Source organism: Bordetella genomosp. 7 (assembly GCF_002261415.1).
GTDB lineage: Bacteria > Pseudomonadota > Gammaproteobacteria > Burkholderiales > Burkholderiaceae_B > Bordetella_A.
On sequence record NZ_NEVI01000017.1, the window covers coordinates 68492 to 89842 of the forward strand.

Annotated in this window: 14 protein-coding genes; 13 read left to right on the plus strand and 1 reads right to left on the minus strand. The window is 66.1% G+C overall.

Annotated elements, in window-relative coordinates; translation table 11 throughout:
- Positions 1-12: 12 nt before the first annotated feature.
- Positions 13-969 (minus strand): serine O-acetyltransferase EpsC, encoded by a 957-nt coding sequence (gene epsC, locus CAL18_RS11950; RefSeq protein ID WP_026640184.1) that lies wholly within the window; start codon positions 967-969, stop codon positions 13-15.
- A gap of 257 nt (positions 970-1226) precedes the next feature.
- On the opposite strand from epsC, the gene CAL18_RS11955 reads away from it, so the two are divergent.
- The 13 genes from CAL18_RS11955 (at position 1227) to CAL18_RS12015 (ending at position 21347) form a co-directional block, all read left to right on the plus strand.
- Positions 1227-1901 (plus strand): TetR/AcrR family transcriptional regulator, encoded by a 675-nt coding sequence (locus tag CAL18_RS11955; protein ID WP_026640183.1) that lies wholly within the window; start codon positions 1227-1229, stop codon positions 1899-1901.
- Between the two features lie 42 nt (positions 1902-1943).
- Positions 1944-4292, plus strand: coding sequence for an acyl-CoA dehydrogenase (locus CAL18_RS11960; protein WP_094818110.1), 2349 nt, complete (start codon positions 1944-1946; stop codon positions 4290-4292).
- Between the two features lie 8 nt (positions 4293-4300).
- On the plus strand, positions 4301-5590 hold the full coding sequence (locus tag CAL18_RS11965; RefSeq protein ID WP_026640181.1) for an acetyl-CoA C-acetyltransferase: 1290 nt from the start codon (positions 4301-4303) through the stop codon (positions 5588-5590).
- Positions 5587-7551, plus strand: a complete 1965-nt coding sequence (locus CAL18_RS11970) for a 3-hydroxyacyl-CoA dehydrogenase NAD-binding domain-containing protein (protein WP_094817920.1) — start codon at positions 5587-5589, stop codon at positions 7549-7551. The genes CAL18_RS11965 and CAL18_RS11970 overlap by 4 nt, the downstream gene beginning before the upstream one ends.
- A gap of 61 nt (positions 7552-7612) precedes the next feature.
- On the plus strand, positions 7613-8899 hold the full coding sequence (locus CAL18_RS11975; protein WP_026640180.1) for an OmpP1/FadL family transporter: 1287 nt from the start codon (positions 7613-7615) through the stop codon (positions 8897-8899).
- Between the two features lie 71 nt (positions 8900-8970).
- Positions 8971-11364: a 3-hydroxyacyl-CoA dehydrogenase/enoyl-CoA hydratase family protein gene (locus tag CAL18_RS11980; RefSeq protein WP_094817921.1), complete on the plus strand. Its 2394-nt coding sequence runs from the start codon at positions 8971-8973 to the stop codon at positions 11362-11364.
- 25 nt (positions 11365-11389) lie between these two features.
- Positions 11390-12586, plus strand: a complete 1197-nt coding sequence (locus CAL18_RS11985; RefSeq protein ID WP_094817922.1) for an acetyl-CoA C-acyltransferase — start codon at positions 11390-11392, stop codon at positions 12584-12586.
- 11 nt (positions 12587-12597) lie between these two features.
- Positions 12598-13116, plus strand: coding sequence for a DUF4442 domain-containing protein (locus CAL18_RS11990; RefSeq protein ID WP_026640177.1), 519 nt, complete (start codon positions 12598-12600; stop codon positions 13114-13116).
- Between the two features lie 19 nt (positions 13117-13135).
- Positions 13136-14812, plus strand: a complete 1677-nt coding sequence (locus CAL18_RS11995; protein WP_094796904.1) for an AMP-binding protein — start codon at positions 13136-13138, stop codon at positions 14810-14812.
- A 195-nt stretch (positions 14813-15007) separates the two neighbouring features.
- Positions 15008-17059: a TonB-dependent siderophore receptor gene (locus tag CAL18_RS12000; protein WP_094796905.1), complete on the plus strand. Its 2052-nt coding sequence runs from the start codon at positions 15008-15010 to the stop codon at positions 17057-17059.
- Between the two features lie 254 nt (positions 17060-17313).
- Positions 17314-18825 (plus strand): NAD-dependent succinate-semialdehyde dehydrogenase, encoded by a 1512-nt coding sequence (locus CAL18_RS12005; protein WP_081745728.1) that lies wholly within the window; start codon positions 17314-17316, stop codon positions 18823-18825.
- 60 nt (positions 18826-18885) lie between these two features.
- A complete protein-coding gene (locus CAL18_RS12010) occupies positions 18886-19704 on the plus strand; it encodes a phytanoyl-CoA dioxygenase family protein (RefSeq protein ID WP_026640173.1) in 819 nt (272 codons plus the stop codon).
- A gap of 32 nt (positions 19705-19736) precedes the next feature.
- A complete protein-coding gene (locus CAL18_RS12015; protein ID WP_094817923.1) occupies positions 19737-21347 on the plus strand; it encodes an MFS transporter in 1611 nt (536 codons plus the stop codon).
- The last annotated feature ends 4 nt before the right edge of the window (positions 21348-21351 follow it).

Sequence of the window (21351 nt, forward strand, 5' to 3'; positions counted from 1 at the left end):
CGCGGCGCTTTGCTAGGCGCCGCCAAGGCCGCAATCGGGCATATCGCTGACCAGGCTGGCCTGCGTGACGTTGCTGCCCGGGGGCACGCTGCGCGTCAGCCACACGTTGCCGCCGATGGTAGAGCCCTGACCGATGGTGACGCGCCCCAGGATGGTGGCCCCGGCGTAAATCACCACGTCGTCCTCGATGATCGGGTGGCGCGCCAGGCCTTTTTTCAGCTCGCCGTTTTCGCCCGGCGGGAAACGCTTGGCGCCCAAGGTCACCATCTGGTAGAGCCTTACGCGGTCGCCGATGATGGCGGTTTCGCCGATGACCACGCCGGTGCCATGGTCGATGAAGAAGCTCTTGCCGATGGTGGCGCCCGGGTGGATGTCGATGCCCGTGTCCGCGTGCGCGATCTCGGCCACGATGCGCGCAAGCATGGGCACGCCCAGCCTGTACAGCACGCTGGCCAGGCGGTGATGGATCATCGCGCTTACGCCGGGATAGCACAGCAGCACTTCGTCTACGCTGTGCGCCGCCGGGTCGCCCTGATAAGCCGCGGTCACGTCCAGGTCGAGCGCGCGGCGCACCTGCGGCAGCGCCGCGCCGAACTGGCGCACGATCTGCACGGCACGCGCCCGTATGCTGGAGTCGGAATCGGGTTCGGACCCATTGCGCCCCATGTGGTGCAGTTCCAGGCAAACCTGGTGCAGCAATGCGTCAAGCGCCGCGCCAATGGTGTGGCCTACATAAAAATCCTCGACCTCTTCGCGCAGGTCGATGGGCCCCAGGCGCATGGGAAACAAAGCTCCGCACAGCTGCCGCACGATCGCGCGCAGGCTTTCCTGCGACGGGAATTCGCGGTCGCCGGCATCGTGGCGCAGGCGGCCGCGCGGGCCGCGCCAGTCGACGCGGGCCGAACGCAGGCCCGACACAATGGCATCCAGGTTCCAATGGGCCGCGGGCGAATGGGATGAATCGTTCATGGCAGCACCTTCCCGGCCGCGGCAGCGGCGATGTAGTCAAACATATCTAACAACCTCTGCAATCTGGCAGCGCCGCTCGCGCTGCGGCGCAATATCCATGAACTGTAACCCGCCCGCGCCGCAATTGGCTGGCTCGACCCGGCTTGCATTGGGGTTTTGAGCGGCCGCCGCGGCCGCCCGCGCCTACGGGAAAACGCTACATGCGGCTGGCTGGGGGCATGCCTATAATTATTTCAAACAAACGTTTGAAAAATGCCATGAACGAAATCCGCTCCGGCTCCACCCGCGAAGCCATTCTCGACAGCGCCGAGGCGCTATTTGCCCGGCAGGGTCACGACGGAACGTCGATGCGGCAGATCACCAGCGAAGCCGGCGTGAACCTGGCCGCGGTGAACTATCACTTCGGCTCCAAAGAGGCATTGGTGCAAGCGGTGCTGAAGCGCCGGCTGGCGGTGCTGAACCACGAACGCCTGCGCCTGCTCGACGAACTCGAAGCGCGCGCCGGCGGCCAGCCGCTGAAGCCGTCGCAGATCGTGGACGCGTTCTTCGGAACCGTGCTGCGGCTGGCCGCCAGCGCCGACCCGGCCAACAAGAACTTCCTGCGCCTGCTCGAACGCACCATGACCGACCCCACCGGTTTCATCCGCGCGCTGGTGGCCGAAGAATATGCCGAGGTTGTCGACCGTTATCAATCGGCGCTGTTGCGCGCCCTGCCCGACGTACCCCGGGACGAAGTAGTCTGGCGGTTTCAATTCATGCTCGGCGCCACGTCCTACGCCATCGTGGGTACCGAAGTACTGCGCCTGTGCCTGGGCTGGAACCCGAACGACGAAGCCGATCAAACCCACGACCCCGAACGCCTGCTGCCCCGCCTGATGAGCTTCCTGCTTGGGGGCCTGCGGGCACCGCTGCCCGAGTATCCGGCGCAATAGTTCCGGCTGCGGCCGGGCCATCTCTTGACGGAGGCCATCTGCATGAATGTCTTGCTGCTCGTCCTGTGCGCCGTTGCGGCCCTGATCGTGGCGACGCTGTCGCTACGGCCCTTGCGGCGCGCACTGCTGACCCGGCCCTTGTTCAATGCCTATCGCAAGGTATTGCCGCAAATGTCCGATACCGAGCGCGACGCCCTGCAGGCAGGCACAGTGTGGTGGGACGGCGAGCTGTTCCGCGGCCGTCCCGACTGGGACAAGCTGCTGGCGCTGCCGAAGCCGCGCCTTACCGCCGACGAACAGCGCTTCCTGCAAAAGCAGGTCGAAGAAGTGTGCCGCATGGTCGACGACTGGGACATCACCCACAGGCGCTACGACCTGACCCCCCAGACCTGGGATTACCTGAAGCGGCATGGCTTCCTGGGCATGATCATCCCGCGCGAATACGGCGGTCTGGGCTTTTCTGCCTATGCGCATTCGCAGGTCGTCACGCGGCTGTCCACGCGCTCGTCTGCGCTTGCGGTGTCGGTAATGGTGCCGAATTCGCTGGGGCCCGCCGAACTGCTGCTGCACTACGGCACCGATGCACAGAAAAGCCATTACCTGCCGCGCCTGGCGCGCGGCGATGAGGTGCCGGCCTTCGCCCTGACCAGCCCCTGGGCGGGTTCGGATGCCGCGTCCATTCCCGACCGCGGCATTGTCTGCAAAGGCATGTGGCAAGGCGAAGAGGTGCTGGGCATGCGGGTCAGCTGGGACAAGCGCTACATCACGCTTGCGCCCGTATGCACGCTGCTGGGCCTGGCGTTCAGGCTGTACGACCCCGACGGACTGCTCGGCGGCCCGGTGGACGTGGGCATCACATGCGCACTGGTGCCGCACGACCACCCCGGCGTGGAAACAGGCCGGCGGCATTTCCCCTTGAACGCCATGTTCATGAATGGGCCCACGCGCGGCGCCGATGTGTTCATGCCGCTGGACTTCATCATCGGCGGGCCCGCCATGGCGGGCCAGGGCTGGCGCATGCTGATGGAATGCCTGGCTGCGGGAAGGTCGATTTCTCTGCCCGCATCCAATACCGGCATGGCGCAGCTCACGGCCCGCACTGTCGGCGCCTATGCGCGCGTGCGCAGCCAGTTCCGCACGCCGGTGGCCCGTTTCGAAGGCGTGGAAGAAGCGCTGGCGCGCATCGGCGGCCACACCTACCTGATGGATGCGGCGCGCGTCATGACCGCCGGCGCGATCGATCTGGGCGAAAAACCTTCGGTGGTGTCGGCCATCGTCAAATATCACGTCACCGAGCGCGCGCGACAGGTCGTCAACGACGGCATGGACATCATCGGCGGCAAGGGCATCTGCCTGGGGCCTTCCAACTTCCTGGGCCGCGCGTACCAGCAGGTGCCGGTGGGCATCACGGTAGAAGGCGCCAACATCCTTACGCGCAGTCTCATCATCTTCGGTCAGGGCGCGATCCGTTGCCACCCGTATGTGTTGGCTGAAATGCAGGCCGCGGGCGACCCCGATGCGCAACGCGGGTTACGGGCCTTCGACCAGGCGTTCTGGCGCCACGTGGCATTCGTGCTCGGCAATGCGGCGCGCGCCTTGGGCCACGGCCTTACCGGGGCGCGGCTGGCGCGCGCCCCCGCGAATGCCGCCCCCGACATGCAGCCGTACTACCGGCAGCTTACGCGCTATGCCGGCGCGTTCGCGCTGCTTGCCGATGCGTGCATGGCGTTACTGGGCGGCAGCCTCAAGCGCCGCGAGCGCCTGTCCGCGCGCCTGGGCGACATCCACTCGCAGCTCTACCTGGCATCGGCCGTGCTCAAGCGCTATGAAGACGATGGCCGGCCCGCCGCCGACGCGCCGCTTGCACATTGGGCACTGCAAGATTCAATGCAACGTGTACAAGATTCTTTCAAAGGTGTGCTGGACAATCTGCCGTCACGTTGGGTAGGCTCAGTGTTACGCCGTCTGCTGTTTCCCTGGGGGCCGCCGCATCATGCACCCGCTGACCTGCTTGGCCAACAAGTCGCCCGCTTGCTTGCCGAACCTGGCGACACACGCGAACGCCTTACTGCCAGTTGCCATTTGCCCGCAACGGCCGACGAGCCTGTGGGCGCGCTCGAACAGGCGTTGGCCGCCACGGTTGCAGCCGAAGCCGCCGACGCGCGCCTGCGCGCCTATGAAAAAACCGGCGCCCTCGCGGGCAACCCCCGGGCCAATGTACGCGACCTGGTCGAAGCGGCCCACGCAGCGGGCGGCATCGATGCCCACGATTACGAACTCCTCCGGCGCCGCGACGCACTGCGCGACCAGGTCATCCGCGTCGACGACTTTCCTTTCGACTTCGGCATGACCGGCGTTGTGCACGCCGGTCCACAGCGCGAAGCTGCCTAGGGGCCGCCATGGCATTCGATCCCATCTATGTCATCGACGGCGCGCGCACGCCGTTTCTCAAGGCCCGCAACGCGCCTGGCCCATTCTCGGCGGCGGACCTGGCCGTACAGGCGGGACGCGCCCTGCTGATGCGGCAACCCTTCGCGCCCGCCGACCTGGATGAAGTCATCGTCGGCTGCGCCGCGCCTTCTGCCGACGAAACCAACATCGGCCGCGTGATCGCGCTGCGCCTGGGCTGCGGCCACCGCGTGCCCGGCTGGACCGTAATGCGAAATTGCGCGTCCGGCATGCAGGCCCTGGATTCGGCCATCGCCAATATCCACACCGGGCGCGCCTCGCTGGTGCTGGCGGGCGGCGTGGATGCGCTGTCGCGCGCGCCGTTGCTGGTGTCCGACGACATGACCCGCTGGCTCGCGGGGTGGAATGCCGCGCGCGGCATGGGCGAGCGCATCAGGGCGCTGCGCGGCTTTCCGTGGCGCGGTCTGGCGCCCGTCATCGGCTTGCTCAAGGGGCTTACCGATCCCGTGGTGGGGCTTTCGATGGGCCAGACCGCCGAAAACCTGGCGACTCGTTTCGGAATCAGCCGCGCCGACATGGATGCCTATGCCGCGCGCAGCCATGCGCGCGTGCTGGCCGCGCGCGAGCAGGGCCGGCTGGACGAAGTCGTGCCCCTGGTCGATACGCGCGGAACCTTGTATGCGCACGATGATGGCGTGCGCGAAGACTCCACGCCAGAACGCCTTGCGCGCCTGCGCCCCGTATTCGACAAACCATGGGGCAACATCACGGCCGGCAACAGTTCGCAAGTGACCGATGGCGCCGCAATGCTGTTGCTGGCCTCTGCCGACGCCGTGCGGCGCTGGAACCTGCAACCGCTCGGGCGCATTGTCGACGCCCAATGGGCAGCGCTGGACCCAGCCCAGATGGGCCTGGGTCCGGTGCACGCCGCCACGCCCCTGCTGCAGCGGCACGGCATGGGCCTGAACGATCCCGATCTGTGGGAAATCAACGAGGCTTTTGCCGCCCAGGTGCTGGGCTGCCTGGCCGCCTGGAACGATGAATCTTATTGCCGCGAGCACCTGGGCACGGGCGCCTGGGGCACGCTGGACCAAAGCCGCCTCAACGTCGATGGCGGCGCCATTGCCATCGGCCACCCGGTGGGCGCGTCAGGCGCGCGCATCGTCCTGCATTTGCTGCAGGCCCTGCACGCACGAGGCCTGCGCCGCGGCATGGCCGCCATTTGCATAGGCGGCGGCCAGGGCGGCGCCATGCTGGTCGATACGGACACCACGCCATGAACCCTGATACGACGTCCTCCTGGCGCCATTGTCGGCTCGAACGCCATGCCGACGGCCTGGCCTGGCTCACCATCGACCGGGCCGACGCGGCCGTCAATGCCCTGTCTGCCGAAGTGCTGTCCGAATTCGGCGCCGTACTCGACGAGCTGCAGGCTCGTCCGCCCGCGGGCCTGATCATCCGCTCGGGCAAGGCGGCCGGCTTCATAGCCGGCGCCGATGTCGAGGAATTCGCCGGCCTCACCACGCCCGAGCAGGCCCGGCAACTCGTCGAACGCGGCTGGAACCTGTTCGACCGCCTGGCCGCCGTGTCCTATCCCACCCTGGCGCTGATACACGGCCATTGCCTGGGCGGCGGCCTGGAGCTGGCATTGGCCTGCCGCTACCGGCTTGCCATCGATCAGCCCGGCACATCGCTGGCCCTGCCCGAGGTCATGCTGGGCATCTTCCCCGGCTGGGGCGGCATGCGCCGGCTGCCCGCGCTGATCGGCGCGCCCGCCGCGCTGGACATGATGCTGACGGGCCGCCCCGCCGACGCGCGCCGCGCCGCGGCGCTGGGGCTGGTCGACGCGCGCGTGCCCCCGCGCCTGACCGATGCCGCCGCGCGTCAGCATGTGCAAAGCGGCCGGCCCGCGCGCCGGGCGCGCGGCATCGCCGGATGGCTGAACCGCTGGCCTCTCAAGTTGCTGGCGGCCAGGCGCGCCCATCGCCAGATCGCCGCCAAAGACCCGCAGCGTCATTACCCGGCCGCGCCGGCCATCGTGACGCTCTGGGCCCGACACGGCGGCAATGCGCTGCGCGCGCCCGAGATCGTGCACGACATCCTCACGTCCCATACGGCGCGCAACCTGCTGCGCGTGTTCCGCCTCCAGGAAAGGCTGAAGGCATATGGCAAGCCGGGCAACGCGCCACCTGCGCAGCATGTGCACGTGGTGGGCGCCGGAACCATGGGAGGCGATATTGCCGCGTGGTGTGCGTTCAAGGGTCTGACCGTCACGCTGCAAGATCAGGACGCCGAACGCATCGCGCCCGCGCTGGGCCGGGCCGCCGCCCTGTACGCGCGCAAGCTCAAAGATCCGCGCGCCGCGCGTGCGGCATTCGACCGGCTCGTCCCCGATCCGCAGGGCAACGGCGTTGCGCGCGCAGACATCGTGATCGAAGCCATCAGCGAACAGGCAGACGCCAAGCGGGCGCTGTACCGCGCGCTGCAGCCGCGCATGAAACCCGATGCGCTGCTGGCCACCAATACATCCAGCCTGTCGCTGGCTGACCTGCGCGCGGGGCTCGACCGCCCCGGCCAATTGATCGGTATCCATTTTTTCAACCCGGTGGCCAGCATGCCGCTGGTGGAAGTCGTGCAGGCCGGCGCCGACCATGACCAGGCGCAGGCGCGCGCCTGCGCCTTTGTGGGGCAGCTCGGCAAGCTGCCCCTGCCCGTGCGCGACGCACCGGGGTTCCTCGTCAACGCGGTACTGGCGCCGTACATGCTCGAGGCCATGCGCTGCGTGGACGAAGGCATCGAGCCTGCCGTCATCGACCGCGCCATGACCGATTTCGGCATGCCCATGGGCCCGCTCGAACTGGCCGACACCGTCGGGCTGGATATTGCGCTGGCCGCCGGACGCCAGCTTGCGGGCCAGGACGAGCCGCCGCGCTGCCTGGCCGAACGCATCGCCCGCAACGACCTCGGCCGCAAGACGGGCCGGGGGTTCTATGCCTGGCATGACGGCAAGCCCCGCAAAACCGCCACGGATGCCGCACCGCCCGGCCTGGCGCGGCGCCTGGTGCAGCCGCTGATCGACCGCACCCGGCAACAGGTCGACAGCGGCGTGGTGGCCGACGCCGACCTCGCCGATGCCGGCGTGATTTTCGGAACCGGTTTCGCGCCCTTCACGGGCGGCCCGCTGCACCTGCGCGCCGCCTCCCATCCACCCCTTACCGAGCCAGATCCAGCACGTCCATAAATACCTGACCATCACTTTCTGCACGACAAGTGCATTTTTCGCCTGCCTAAGGAGGAGACACATGAACAAGGCATCGTGGGCAATGAGCACTCTGTCAGCCGCTATCGCGGCCGGCATTGCGGGAACGGCACAGGCCGCGGGGTTCCAGCTACTGGAACAGAACGCCAGCGGCCTCGGCAATGCCTACGCCGGTTCTGCCGCCGTCGCGGAGAACGCCAGCACGATCTACTTCAATCCGGCGGGCATGACTTACTTGCCCGGGTTCAACCTGTCGGCCGGCGTCAACGCCATACGTCCTTCGTTCAAGTTCCGCGACAACGGCAAAAGCACCAACCCGCTTGCACTGGGCGGCGGCTCCCCCACGGGCGGCAACGGAGGCGACGCCGGCAGCTGGGGCATCGTGCCCAATGCCTATTTTTCATGGCAGCTCAACGAAAAGTGGTTTGTCGGCGTGGGCGTGGGCGCCCCGTTCGGGCTGATGACGGAGTACGACGATGGCTGGGTGGGCCAGTACCATTCCACCAAGTTCGACATCAAGACCATCAATATCAATCCGTCCATCGCATACAAGGTCAACGAACAATTCTCGATGGGGGTGGGCCTGAACTGGCAGCACATCGATGCCCAGTACACCAAAAGCGTCGTGGTGCCGGCCGGCCCGGCAATGTTCTTACCGGGCGACGCCGATCTGAACCTGGATGGCGACGCGTGGGGCTGGAACGCCGGCATCATGCTGCAGCCCACCGAAGACACGCGCATCGGCCTTTCGTACCGTTCCAAGATAAAACACACGGCACGGGGCGACACCAAGATCGACGGTTTTGCCCCCGGGCAGTCGCTGTCCTATGACGCCAAGGCCAAAGTAAACCTGCCCGACACGCTCATCCTGAGCGCCCAGCACCGGCTCAATGAGCGCTGGGAATTGCTGGCCGATATTTCCTGGACGGGCTGGAGCAGCATTCCCCAACTGAAGATCCAGAACGAAGGCGGGCCCACCGACACACTGCCGCTGGACTTCCGTGACTCGTGGCGCGTCGCCCTTGGGGCCAACTACCAGTTCGCGCCGCAATGGAAATGGCGCTTCGGCGTAGCCTGGGACCAGTCGCCGGTGCACAACCCGTCTGACAGGCCCACGTCATTGCCCGACAACGACCGCTGGTGGTTCTCTACCGGAGTACAGTATCAGGCGGGCAAACACACGAGCATCGACGTAGGCTATACCTACCTGTACCTGCGCGACACCGACATCGACACCGACTCGGGCGACCCGCTGACGCGCGGCCGCGTCGCCGGCGACTATCGCAGCAAGGGCAACATCTTTGGTATCCAGGTGTCCACCCGGTTCTGACCACGCATGACATCCGCCGCGGCGCACACCGTCATACCCGGCGGTGGGCGCCGCCCCATCAGGAGATCGCCTTGAGCAGCAACTTCAACGTCAAACACGCCGCCGTACTGGGCGCCGGCGTCATGGGCGCCCAGATCGCCGCCCACCTTGCCAATGCGGGCGTACCGGTCACCCTGTACGACCTGACCGCGAAAGAAGGCGACCGCAACGCCATCGCCCTGAAAGCGCTGGCCGGCCTGAAAAAGCTCGAACCGGCGCCGCTGGCCAGCCCGTCCCGGGCAGCCCTGATCACGCCGGCCAACTACGACGACCACCTGGACCGCCTGCGCGAATGCGATCTGGTGATCGAAGCCATCGCCGAACGCATGGACTGGAAAGCGGCGCTGTACGAGCGCATTGCGCCGCACGTCGCCGACGGCGCCATCCTGGCCTCGAATACATCGGGCCTGTCGATCAGCGAGCTGGCCGGCGCCTTGCCGCAGGCCTTGCGCGGCCGCTTCTGCGGCGTGCACTTCTTCAATCCGCCACGCTACATGCGCCTGGTGGAACTGATCGCCACGCCCGACACGAACCCGGGCGTGCTCGACCACCTGGAAAGCTGGCTGACCACGCGGCTGGGCAAAGGCGTCATCCGGGCGCTGGATACGCCCAACTTCATTGCGAACCGCATCGGCGTCTTCTCGATCCTGGCCGCGATGCACCACACCGAACGGCTGGGCCTGGGATTCGACGAGGTCGACGCGCTCACCGGCCCGCGCATCGGCCGACCCAAGAGCGCCACCTACCGCACGGCCGATGTCGTGGGGCTCGACACGCTGGCGCACGTCGTAGGCACGATGCGCGACAAGCTGCCCGATGACCCCTGGCACGCGTATTTCCAGTTGCCGGGCTGGCTCAACACCCTGATCGAGCGCGGCGCGCTCGGACAGAAGAGCGGCAAGGGCGTATACCAGAAGGTGGGCAAAGAAATCCGCGTGCTGGACCCGGCCAGCTTCGACTATCGGCCGGCGGCCGGCGCCATCGCCGACGAAGTCGACGCCATCCTGAAGCAGCGCGACCCCGCCCTGCGCTTCGCTGAACTGCGGGCCTGCGCGCATCCGCAAGCGCAGTTCCTGTGGAGCGTGTTTCGCGACATTTTCCACTACAGCGCATTCCAGCTCGAACACATCGCCGACAACGCGCGCGACGCCGACCTGGCAATGCGCTGGGGCTTCGGCTGGTCCATGGGGCCCTTCGAAACCTGGCAGGCCGCGGGCTGGCAGAACGTTGCCGCCGCCATCGCCGACGATATCGCCGCCGGCCGCTCGATGAGCCAAGCGCCATTGCCTGCGTGGGCGGCCGACCCCGCCCGCAAGGGCGTGCATGATGCGCATGGGTCGTATTCGGCGCGCGGCCAGCGGCAACAGCCGCGCTCGACCCTGCCGGTTTACGAGCGGCAGCTGTTGCCCGAAAGGCTGGCGGGCGAACCCACGGCCGATCGCGGCGCCACGCTCTGGGAAAACGATGGCGTGCGGCTGTGGCACTTGCCGGATATCGATGCGCGCATCGGCATCCTGTCGTTCACCTCCAAGATGCACACCATCGGCGGCGAAGTGCTCGACGGCGTGCTGCATGCCGTCCAGTACAGCGAGCAAGAGCTGGACGCGCTGGTCCTATGGCACGATGCCCCGTTCGCCGTGGGCGCCAACCTTGCGCAGGTGGCGCAGGCCTGCGCGGCGGGGCAATTCGACATGCTCGAGGCCACCGTCGAAAAGTTCCAGCGCGCCTCACTGGCTCTGCATTATGCGCGCGTGCCCACCGTGGCGGCCGTGCAAGGCATGGCCCTTGGCGGCGGCTGCGAGTTCCTGATGCATTGCAGCCATCGCGTACTGGCGCTGGAAAGCTACATCGGCCTGGTAGAGGCCGGCGTAGGGCTGGTGCCCGCTGGCGGCGGCAGCAAGGCGCTGGCGGTACGCGCCGCCGCGCTGGCGGCCGCCACCGCCACGCCCGCCGAAGTCTTTCCCTTCCTGCAGCCGGTGTTCCAGAACATCGCCACCGCCCAGGTCGCCAAGAGCGCGCTGCACGCCATCGATATGGGGTACGCCCAAGCGGCCGACACCGTGGTATTCCATCCCGACGAACTGCTCTGGGTGGCGTTGCGGCAGGCGCGCGCGGCGGCCGACATCGGCCACGTCGCCCCCTTGCGGCCGCAGCGCGTGCCCGTGGCCGGCCGCACCGGTATCGCCAACTTCGAGATGGTGCTGGTCAATATGCGCGAAGGCGGCATGATCAGCGCGCACGACTATCGCGTGGCGCGCGGCGCCGCTGCGGCGCTGTGCGGCGGCGAGGTCGAGGCCGGCACGCAAGTCGACGAAGCCTGGCTGCTCGCCGTGGAGCGGCGCGAATTCATGGCGCTGCTGCGCACGGCCGAAACCCAGGCGCGCATCCGCCACACTCTGGAAACCGGCAAACCGCTGCGCAACTAGTCTACGCAAGCTTGAAGGAATCGCGATGAACCGACAGATCCAAGACGCCTATATCGTGGCCGCCACCCGTTTGCCGGTTGGCAAGCGCAACGGCATGTACAGAACCACGCGTCCGGACGACATGCTGGCCGCCGCACTGCGTGCCGTACTGGCGCAGGCGCCCGCGCTCGACCCGGCGCGCATCGAAGACGTGATCGCGGGCTGCGCCATGCCCGAGGCCGAACAAGGCATGAACGTGGCGCGCATGAGCCTGCTGCTGGCCGGGTTGCCCGACACCGTGCCCGGCGTCACGCTGAACCGCTTCTGCGCATCCGGCCTGCAGGCCGTGGCCGACGCCGCCGCCCGCATCCGGCTGGGCTCGGCCGACGTCGTCATCGCCGCGGGCACCGAATCCATGAGCGCCATGCCGCAGATCATGGGCAACAAGGTCGCGCTCAACCCCCGCATTTTCGCCAGCGACGACAACATAGGAATGGCCTACGGCATGGGCCTGACCGGCGAGAAGGTCGCCGCCCAATGGAAGATCTCGCGCGAAGACCAGGACGCGTTTGCCCTGGCTTCGCACCAGAAGGCCTGCGCAGCCATCGCGGCCGGGCACTTTCGCGACGAAACCACGCCTTACCGCACCCTCAGCCATGTACCGGGCGAAGGCGGCGCGGTGCGGCGGGTGGAAAACCTGTGCGAACACGACGAAGGCCCGCGCCCCGACACCACCGCCGAGGCGCTGGCCCGGCTCAAGCCGGTATTCGCCGCGCGCGGGTCGGTCACTGCCGGCAACAGCTCGCAGATGTCCGACGGCGCCGGCGCCGTCCTGCTGGTATCCGAGCGCGTGCTGAAAGAACTGAACCTCGCGCCGCTGGCGCGTTTCGTGGGCTTCTCGGTGGCCGGCGTGCCGCCGCAGATCATGGGCATAGGGCCCAAGGTGGCCATCCCCAGGGCCCTGGCCGCCAGTGGCATCCGCCAGCAAGATCTCGACTGGATCGAACTGAACGAAGCCTTCGCCGCCCAGTCGCTCGCCGTCATCCGCGACCTGGATCTGGACCCGGCCAGGATCAACCCGCTGGGCGGCGCGATCGCACTCGGCCACCCGTTGGGGGCTACCGGCGCCATCCGTACCGCCACGCTGGTGCATGGTCTGCGCCGCACCGGCGGCAAATACGGCATGGTCACGATGTGCGTGGGCACCGGCATGGGCGCGGCCGGCATCTTCGAGGCGCTGTAGCGCCTGCGGCCGTGAAGCCCTATTGGCTCAAGCGCCTGCCGCCGGCATGGCGCGCCCGCCTGATGCGCGCAGGCTTCAATCTGCACCCGGCGTTCCGCGCCACGGGCGGGCGCGTCACTCACGTGTCGCCCGACTTTCTGCACCTGCGCGTGCGCCTGCGGCTGGCTCGGCGCACCCGCAATATCGTCGGTTCGATGTATGGCGGCTCATTGTTCGCCATTACCGATGGCGCGCACCCCACCCTGCTCATGGCCGCATTGGGCGCCGACGCCATTGTCTGGGACAAGGCGGCCACCATACGCTACCGCAAGCCGGCATACACGACGCTGTACGCCGACTTTCGCCTCGATCCGGCCGACATCGCCGCCATCCGTCACGAACTCGCCGAGCGGCGCGAGACGACCCGCGTATATATCGTCGAACTGAAAGACCGCCACGGCGCGGTCTATGCCGAGGTGGAGCGCACCGTGTATATCGCCGACAAGCAGTTCTATAAAACCAAGGTTCGCGGCGCCCGCGCCGACGCCTGAACCCGCGAGCATTACCGACATGGAACGCATCTGGCTCAAGAGCTATCCGCCCGGCGTGCCCGCCGAGATCGACATTTCCCGCTACGACTCGCTGCTGGACATCTTTCACGACAGTTGCGCGCGCTTTGCCCGGCGCCCGGCCTACACCAGCCTGGGCGTTACCATCACCTATGCACAGCTCGACCGGTGGTCGCGCGACTTTGCCGCGTGGCTGCAATACCGGGGCCTGAAAGCCGGCGACCGCGTCGCACTGATGCTGCCCAACCTGCTGCAATACCCCGTATGCCTGTTCGGCGCCCTGCGAGCAGGCTGCGTGGTCGTCAACTGCAACCCCCTGTACACCGCTCACGAGCTGGCCCACCAGCTCGCGGATGCCGGGGCCCAGGCCATCGTCATCTCTGAAAACTTCGCGCGCACGTTGCAGCGCGCCCTGCCCGACACGGCATTGCGGCATATCGTCGTTACCTCGGTGGGCGAGCTGCTGGGCCCCCTGAAGGGCCGCGCCGTCGATTTCGCAGTGCGCTACGTCAAGCGCAAGGTGCCGGCCTGGCAACTGCCGCAAGCGACACGCCTGCGCGTGGCGCTCAGCCAGGGACGCGGCAGGCCATTGCGCACCCCGGCGCTCACCCCTTCCGATCCTGCCTTTTTGCAGTACACCGGCGGCACCACCGGCGTGGCCAAGGGCGCGGTGCTTACGCACGGCAACATGCTGGCCAACCTGAGCCAGGCTCATGCCTGGATCCACGGCCTGGTGCGCGAAGGCGAAGAATGCATCGTCACGGCATTGCCGCTCTATCACGTGTTTGCGCTTACGGCGAACTGCCTCACCTTTCTCAAGTTGGGCGCGCGCAACCTGTTGATCGCCGATCCGCGCGACATGCCGGCCTTCATCCGGGCGTTGCGCGGCACGCCTTTCAGCGCCATCACGGGTGTCAACACACTGTTCAACGCGCTGCTGAACCACCCGGATTTCGCCAGGCTGGATTTTTCGCGGCTGCGGCTGACGCTGGGCGGCGGCATGGCCGTACAACGAGCCGTTGCACAGCGCTGGCGCGAAGTAACCGGCGTATCGCTGGCCCAGGCCTATGGCCTGACCGAGACCGCGCCGGCGGTCACGCTCAATCCGCTCGATGTGGAAACGTTTACCGGCTCGATCGGCCTGCCCGTGCCCTCCACCGAACTGTCTGTGCGCGACGATGAAGGCCGCGAAGTTTCCCAGGGCGAAACGGGCGAACTTTGCGTGCGCGGCCCCCAAGTCATGGCCGGCTACTGGAACCGCCCCGACGAAACCGCGCAGGTGCTCCACCCCGACGGCTTTCTGCGCACCGGCGACCTGGGCTACATGGACGAGCGCGGCTACGTGTTCCTGGTCGATCGAAAGAAAGACCTGATCCTGGTCTCAGGCTTCAATGTCTATCCCAACGAAGTCGAGGACGCCGCCGCCCTGCACCCGGGCGTACGCGAAGTGGCCGCCGTCGGCGTGCCCGACGCGAAGTCCGGCGAAGCCGTCAAACTCTTTGTTATCCGGCGCGACCCGACGCTGGAGGCCGCCGAGCTTATCGCCCACTGCCGCCAGCACCTCACCGGCTACAAAGTTCCGCGCCACGTCGAATTCTGCAACGACCTGCCGCGCACGCCCGTGGGCAAGATCCTGCGGCGGGCGTTAAGAACACCGCCGGCCGCGCCCGCACCCTGACCCGATCCATGGAGGTCCCGGCGCCGCCCATGCGCTTTTGGGGGGCGTGACCCCGGCCAGACTCCTCTATATAATTCCCCGCTATCAAGAATAGTTCTTATTCTTGCAACCATTATCGTCATTACGCAGGGGAATATATTGAAGACTCGATCGCGCGCCGCTAGCGCACGCCTCGCACGGGCCTGCGCCATTGCCATGGTGGCGGGACTGGCCGCCCCCGGAGCCCATGCCCAGAACGCCGCCGCAGACACCACGGCCACGCTGCCGGCGGTGCAGGTGACCGGCACCCAGGAAACCGCCACGAGTCCGGTGGCCGGGTACGTGGTGCGGCGCAGCGCCACCGGCACGAAAACGGACACGCCTTTGCGCGAAACCCCGCAGGCCATTACCGTCATCCCGCGCGACCAGATCGTGGACCAGGGTGCGCAGAACGTACAGGACACCCTCAATTACGCGGCGGGTGTGCGGCCCAACGCCTACGGCGTGGACAACCGCGCCGACTATGTCCGCGTGCGGGGCGTGGAGCCCGTGCAGTATATGGACGGCCTGCGCCAGTTCTTCAACTACAACAACCCGCGCACTGAAGTCTATGCGTTGGAACGCGTCGAAGTGCTGCGCGGGCCGTCTTCGATGCTGTATGGCCAGGGAAGTACGGGCGGGGTGCTCAACCTGGTCAGCAAGCGCCCGCAGCCCGAAGCGCAACGCGAGATAGGCGTCGTCCTGGGCAACCATAACCGCAAGGAAATCCATGCCGACCTTACCGGCCCGGTGACGGAAGACGGGCAATGGCTGTATCGCGTGGTGGCCGTCGCCCGCAACAGCGACACCCAGGTGCAGCACGCCCCCGACGATCGCCTGCTGCTTGCCCCTTCGCTTACCTGGCAACCCAGCGCGGCCACATCGCTGACCCTGCAAGGCTATTTCCAGAAAGACAAGGCCGGCACTACGCAATCGTTCCTGCCCTGGAGCGGCACGGTCAGCTACAACCCGAACGGCCAGATCCCCACCCGCCGATTCACCAGCGAGCCGGGTTTCGACGCCTATGACACCGAGCAATTCAGCCTGGGCTGGCTGTTCGAACACCATTTCAACGATCGCTGGACGTTTCGCCAGAACTTCCGCAACACCATCAGCAAGGTCGACTACAAGTCGATGTATCCGGATGCTTATTCGAACCCCGAAGCGCCGTACATCGACCCGCGCCAGCAGGTGCTCAATCGCTATTTCTACGTCAACAAGCCGCGCATGCGCACGATGCTGGCCGACCAGAACCTGGAAGGCAAGCTTAACTGGGGCGCCACGGAACATACGCTGTTGTTCGGCGCCGACTACAGCCGCTATCGCGAAACTGGCGAAACGGCATCCGGCGTGGGCAGCCCGTTGAACGTCTACCATCCCGTCTACGGCAACATTCCCGACTACCAGACCACCGACACGCCCAAGAACAAGCAAGAGCAGCTGGGCTTCTACGCGCAGGACCAGATCCGCTACCGGAACTGGATATTCCTGGCGGGCGTCCGCCACGATCGTGCCCGCAACGATCTTGAAGGCAGCGACCGCGAAACCGACAATGCCACCACCAAGCGGTTCGGCCTGCTCTATGCCGCGGATAACGGCCTGTCGCCCTATATCAGCTACAGCGAGTCATTCACGCCCATTGCCGGCACGGACGTGAACAGCAATCGCTGGAAGCCCATGCGCGGCAAGCAATGGGAACTGGGGCTGAAATACATGCCACCCAACCGCGATCTGGAAGCCACCGCCGCCATCTACGACCTGCGCGAGAAAAACCGCCAGGTGCCCGACCCTTCCAATCCGAACAACCAGGTCCAGACCGGCAAGACCAAGACGCGCGGCGTCGAACTTGAACTGCGCGGCCGCGTCACCAAGCAGATGGACGTGATCGCCAACTACATCTATACCGATATCGATCCGGCGCTGGAAGGAGTGCCCAAGCACATGGCGTCTCTCTGGGGCAAGTACCGGTTCAACGTGGCAGGCATGTCGGGCTTCTCGGCCGGAGCGGGCGTACGCTACCTGGGCGCATTCACCGACGGCGGCGCGCCCGAAACACCTTCGGTGACGCTGTTTGATGCGATGCTGGCCTATGACAGCGGCGCGTGGCGCTACGCGCTGAACGTCAACAACATCGCCGACCGTACCTACGAGGTCACTTGCCTGCGCCGTGGCGACTGCTTCTACGGGCAGCGCCGCACCGTGACGCTCAGCGCCGCGTATCGATTCTGAAGTTCCAGGCCCGCCCGCCTTTGGGCGGGGCCGGCCACTCTATCTGCCCAGGGCGCACACCGTGCGCCCTTTTTTACGTCGCCGCCACGGTGGCGCGCGCGCCCCATTCCCGGTCTCTGAGCCCTCGCCCCCGTTGAAAACCGGGGCTCGCAGCGGTGCGTTATACGGGTTTCTCCGGATTTGCCCAAACTGTACACAGAATATTATTCAGTACGTGATGCAGTTTAATTGCCGTAGCAATGGGAGAGCACCCAATGACGACCCTGACCGCCTGCCCCGCCGATCCGGCCCATGCGCCGCTGGCCGGGCAACTCCAGCATTCCTACCTGCTGCAACAGGGTGGATTCATAAATGGCCAATGGGGATCGGCCGCGGCGCACGCCTGCCTGCCCGTCACAGACCCTGCCACAGGGCAACGGCTGGCCACGTTGGCCGCGAGCTCGGTCGGCGATGCTCGCGAGGCGGTTCGCGGCGCCAGCGCGGCCCAGGCTGGCTGGGCGGCGTTGCCGGCCCGGGAACGGGCGGCGTTGCTGATGGCCTGGCATGCCCAGATAATTGCGCATGCGGACGATCTGGCTTTGCTGATGACGCGCGAACAGGGCAAGCCCCTGGCGGAAGCGCGCGGCGAAGTAATGTTCGGGGCCAGCTTCGTGGCGTGGTATGCCGAAGAAGCCAAGCGCGTCCATGGCGAGGTATTGCAAACCTACAGTGCCGACCGGCGGGTGCTGACATTGCGGCAGCCGGTAGGAGTCGTCGTGGCCATCACGCCATGGAACTTTCCGAGCGCCATGATCACGCGCAAGTGCGCGCCGGCACTGGCGGCTGGCTGCAGCATCGTGCTCAAACCCTCCGAAGAAACTCCCCTATCGGCCATCGCACTGTGCGTTCTGGCGCAACGCGCCGGCATTCCGGACGGCGTGATCAACCTGGTGCTGTGCACGCGTGACAACGTGGCCGAAGTGGGCCGGGCGCTATTGGAAGACAGCCGCGTGCGCAAGTTGTCATTTACCGGCTCTACCCAGACCGGCAAGACCCTGATGCGCCTGGCCGCCGATAACGTGCTCAAGGTCAGCCTGGAACTCGGCGGCAATGCGCCGCTGATTGTGTTTGACGATGCCGACCTGGACCGCGCCGCCGACGGCGCGCTGGCCAGCAAGTTCCGCAACATGGGCCAGACCTGCACATGCGCCAACCGTATCCTGGTGCAGCGTTCGGTCTATGAGGCCTTCGCGGCCAAGCTGGTAGAGCGGGTGCGAAACCTGAAGGTCGGGCCGGGTACCGAGCCCGGCGTCACCCAGGGCCCGCTGATCAATCACCAGGCGGTCCAGAAAGTGCAGCGGCATGTGGCCGACGCACTTGCGCACGGCGCCCGCGCCGTCTTGGGCGGCAAGCCAGATGCACGGGGAGGCCTGTTCTTCCAGCCTACGGTATTGCTCGATGTCACGCCGCGCATGCGCATCTGCCACGAAGAAACCTTCGGGCCCGTCGCGCCGTTGATGGCTTTCGATACCGAAGAAGAAGCTCTGGCGCTGGCCAACGACTCCAGCTACGGCCTTGCGGGATATTTCTACACACGCGACCTGGCGCGCGCCCTGCGCATGGCGGAGCGCCTGGAACTGGGCGCGGTAGGCGTGAACGAAGCCGTGATCTCGTCCGAAGCGGTGCCCATCGGCGGCGTAAAGCAGTCGGGGATCGGGCGGGAGGGCGCGCACCACGGCATCGATGAATTCCTGGAAACCAAGCAAATCACGATTGGAGCCTTGTAATCGCCTGGCCTGTACGGCAGTCGCCGACTTTCCTTTCCTACCTTGATGAGGACACTAGCCATGCTGACCCCCGAACAAATCCATTCCTACGACGAGAACGGGTTCCTGGTCCTGCGGGACCTGCTCACTCCGCTGGAACTGCGCGCCCTGCAGGAAGACGCCATCGTGCTGCGCAGCGACCAGCGCGGCCACCCCGATGCGAACGTGCTCGAAAAAGACGGCACGACCGTACGCGCCGCCTGGGCCGTCGAACTCGATTCAGAGGCGTGCGCCCGCGTCTACCGCCTGCCCCGCGTGTTGGGCGCAATCAAGCAATTGCTGGGGCAGGTCTATTTACACCAGTCGCGGCTGAACTACAAGGCGGCCGGCACAGGCGACATCTTCCAGTGGCACCAGGACTATGCAAGCTGGGTGCATGACGGCCTGCCATACGGGGGGCATCGCGACATGCTCACGGTGCTGATCACGCTTGACGATTCCACGCCCGACAACGGCCCGCTGCGTTTCATACCCGGTTCGCACAAGCACGGCCTCATCGATCCCTTCTACGACACAACGACCACCAGCTATCCCCTGCACATTGTCCCCGATGAATACATGGAAACGCATTTCTCGCACATACCCGTGTACGAATGCACCTTTCCGGCCGGCACGGTAGTGCTGTTCTGCGGCAACCTTGTACACAGCTCGAAAGAAAACCGCTCGCAGCAAGGACGCCGCAATCTTTACTTTGCCTACAGCCGCGACGGCAACCGGCCTACCGGCAAGGTCACGCGCAAGCACAAGAACGCCTACATCATGAATCCGGCGCCCTACGTGCTGCAGGAAATCGACGACAGCAGCCTGGCCGACTATGCACGCGGCCTGATGCCTGCCTGATGCCACGTCCAACACCATAAACAGGGGAAATCATGGAAACGCTGGCCGGCTCATTAAACGACACCTCGACCACCAGGCCTTTGCGCTCCAGGGAAATGCGCAAGGTGATCTGGGGCGCATCGCTAGGCACCGCCTTCGAGTGGTACGACTTCTTTGTCTATGGCGCGTTGGCGGCCGTGCTGGCGCCACTGTTCTTTCCGCCCAGCATGGGCCAGACGGCCGCTTTCCTGGCCAGCCTGGCCACGTTCGGGGTCGGGCTGGTGCTGCGGCCGTTCGGATCGCTGGTGTTCGGCCGCCTGGGGGACCTGGTGGGGCGCAAGTACACCTTCCTGATCACGATCGTGATGATGGGCATCGCCACAATAGGCGTGGGACTGCTGCCCACATATGCCACTGCAGGAGCCTGGGCGCCAGCCCTGCTGGTGCTGCTGCGTTGCATCCAGGGGCTGGCCCTGGGCGGCGAGTATGGCGGCGCGGCCACTTACGTCGCCGAGCATGCCGAAGACGGCAAGCGCGGCCAGCACACCAGCTGGATCCAGGCCACCGCGACCGTGGGCTTTCTGCTGTCGCTGCTGGTCGTCACGCTGACGCGCTACGCCACCACTGCCGAACAATTCAACGCCTGGGGCTGGCGCATACCCTTCCTGTTTTCGGTCGTGCTGCTCGGCGTATCCATCTACATACGCGCGAAGCTGAATGAGTCGTCGGTGTTCTTGCAGATGAAGGCGGAAGGCAAGACATCACGACAACCCATACGCGACGCGTTCGGCAACTGGGCCAACCTGAAGTACGTGCTGCTCGCACTGTTCGGCACCGTCGCCGGTGTAACCGTGCTGTGGTACACGGGCCAGTTTTTCGCGCTGATCTTCCTGATGAAATGGCTCAAGGTCGAGCCCACCACCGCGTACATGCTGGTTTCGGTAGCATTGCTGCTCGGCACGCCCTTCTTCGTCCTGGCGGGCTGGATGGCGGATCGCTGGGGCCGCAAGCCGGTGATTGTGTGCGGCTTTATCGTCGGCGTGCTGGCGGTGATACCCATATTCAAGGGCCTTACCCACTATGCCAATCCGGCGCTCGAACGCGCCATCGCGACGGCCCCGGTAACACTGGAATCTTCGGAATGCCGGCTGCGCCTGTTTTCGGGCCCCGAAAACGCCTGCGAACGGGCCCGCGAGCAGCTCAACAGCGCCGGCGTGCCCTATACCCTGACGCCGTCCGACCAGCCTGGCGCCACGGTGCGAGTGGCAGGCATCAATGCGGATGGCGCCGACACCGCCGCAGTGGCCCGCGCCCTGTCACAGGCCGGGTATCCGGCCCAGGCCAAGGCCGACGAAATCAACCGCCCCATGGTCGTGGCGCTGATCTGGCTGCTGGTGGTCATAGGGTGCGTGGTCTATGGCCCCAACGGCGCTTATCTGGTGGAGCTCTTTCCCACCAAGGTCCGCTACTCCAGCATGTCCATGGCATACCATATCGGAACCGGGTACTTCGGCGGCTTCGCCCTGTACTTTGCCACGCTGATCTCTACCACCACGGGCAATATCTACGCTGGCCTCTATTACCCCATCGTCATCGCCGCGATATCCATCGCCGTGACCATCTTCCTGCTGCCCGAAACGCGCAACTGGAAGCTGAACCGATGACGTC

Excerpts from the sequence above, each read along its gene's own strand:
- CAL18_RS11960 (WP_094818110.1), top strand. The coding sequence starts at position 1,944 with ATGAATGTCTTGCTGCTCGTCCTGTGCGCCGTTGCGGCCCTGATCGTG.
- CAL18_RS11985 (WP_094817922.1), top strand. The coding sequence starts at position 11,390 with ATGAACCGACAGATCCAAGACGCCTATATCGTGGCCGCCACCCGTTTG.
- CAL18_RS12005 (WP_081745728.1), top strand. The coding sequence starts at position 17,314 with ATGACGACCCTGACCGCCTGCCCCGCCGATCCGGCCCATGCGCCGCTG.
- CAL18_RS11995 (WP_094796904.1), top strand. The coding sequence starts at position 13,136 with ATGGAACGCATCTGGCTCAAGAGCTATCCGCCCGGCGTGCCCGCCGAG.
- CAL18_RS11975 (WP_026640180.1), top strand. The coding sequence starts at position 7,613 with ATGAACAAGGCATCGTGGGCAATGAGCACTCTGTCAGCCGCTATCGCG.
- epsC (WP_026640184.1), bottom strand. The coding sequence starts at position 969 with ATGAACGATTCATCCCATTCGCCCGCGGCCCATTGGAACCTGGATGCC.
- CAL18_RS11955 (WP_026640183.1), top strand. The coding sequence starts at position 1,227 with ATGAACGAAATCCGCTCCGGCTCCACCCGCGAAGCCATTCTCGACAGC.
- CAL18_RS12000 (WP_094796905.1), top strand. The coding sequence starts at position 15,008 with ATGGTGGCGGGACTGGCCGCCCCCGGAGCCCATGCCCAGAACGCCGCC.
- CAL18_RS12010 (WP_026640173.1), top strand. The coding sequence starts at position 18,886 with ATGCTGACCCCCGAACAAATCCATTCCTACGACGAGAACGGGTTCCTG.
- CAL18_RS12015 (WP_094817923.1), top strand. The coding sequence starts at position 19,737 with ATGGAAACGCTGGCCGGCTCATTAAACGACACCTCGACCACCAGGCCT.
- CAL18_RS11965 (WP_026640181.1), top strand. The coding sequence starts at position 4,301 with ATGGCATTCGATCCCATCTATGTCATCGACGGCGCGCGCACGCCGTTT.
- CAL18_RS11970 (WP_094817920.1), top strand. The coding sequence starts at position 5,587 with ATGAACCCTGATACGACGTCCTCCTGGCGCCATTGTCGGCTCGAACGC.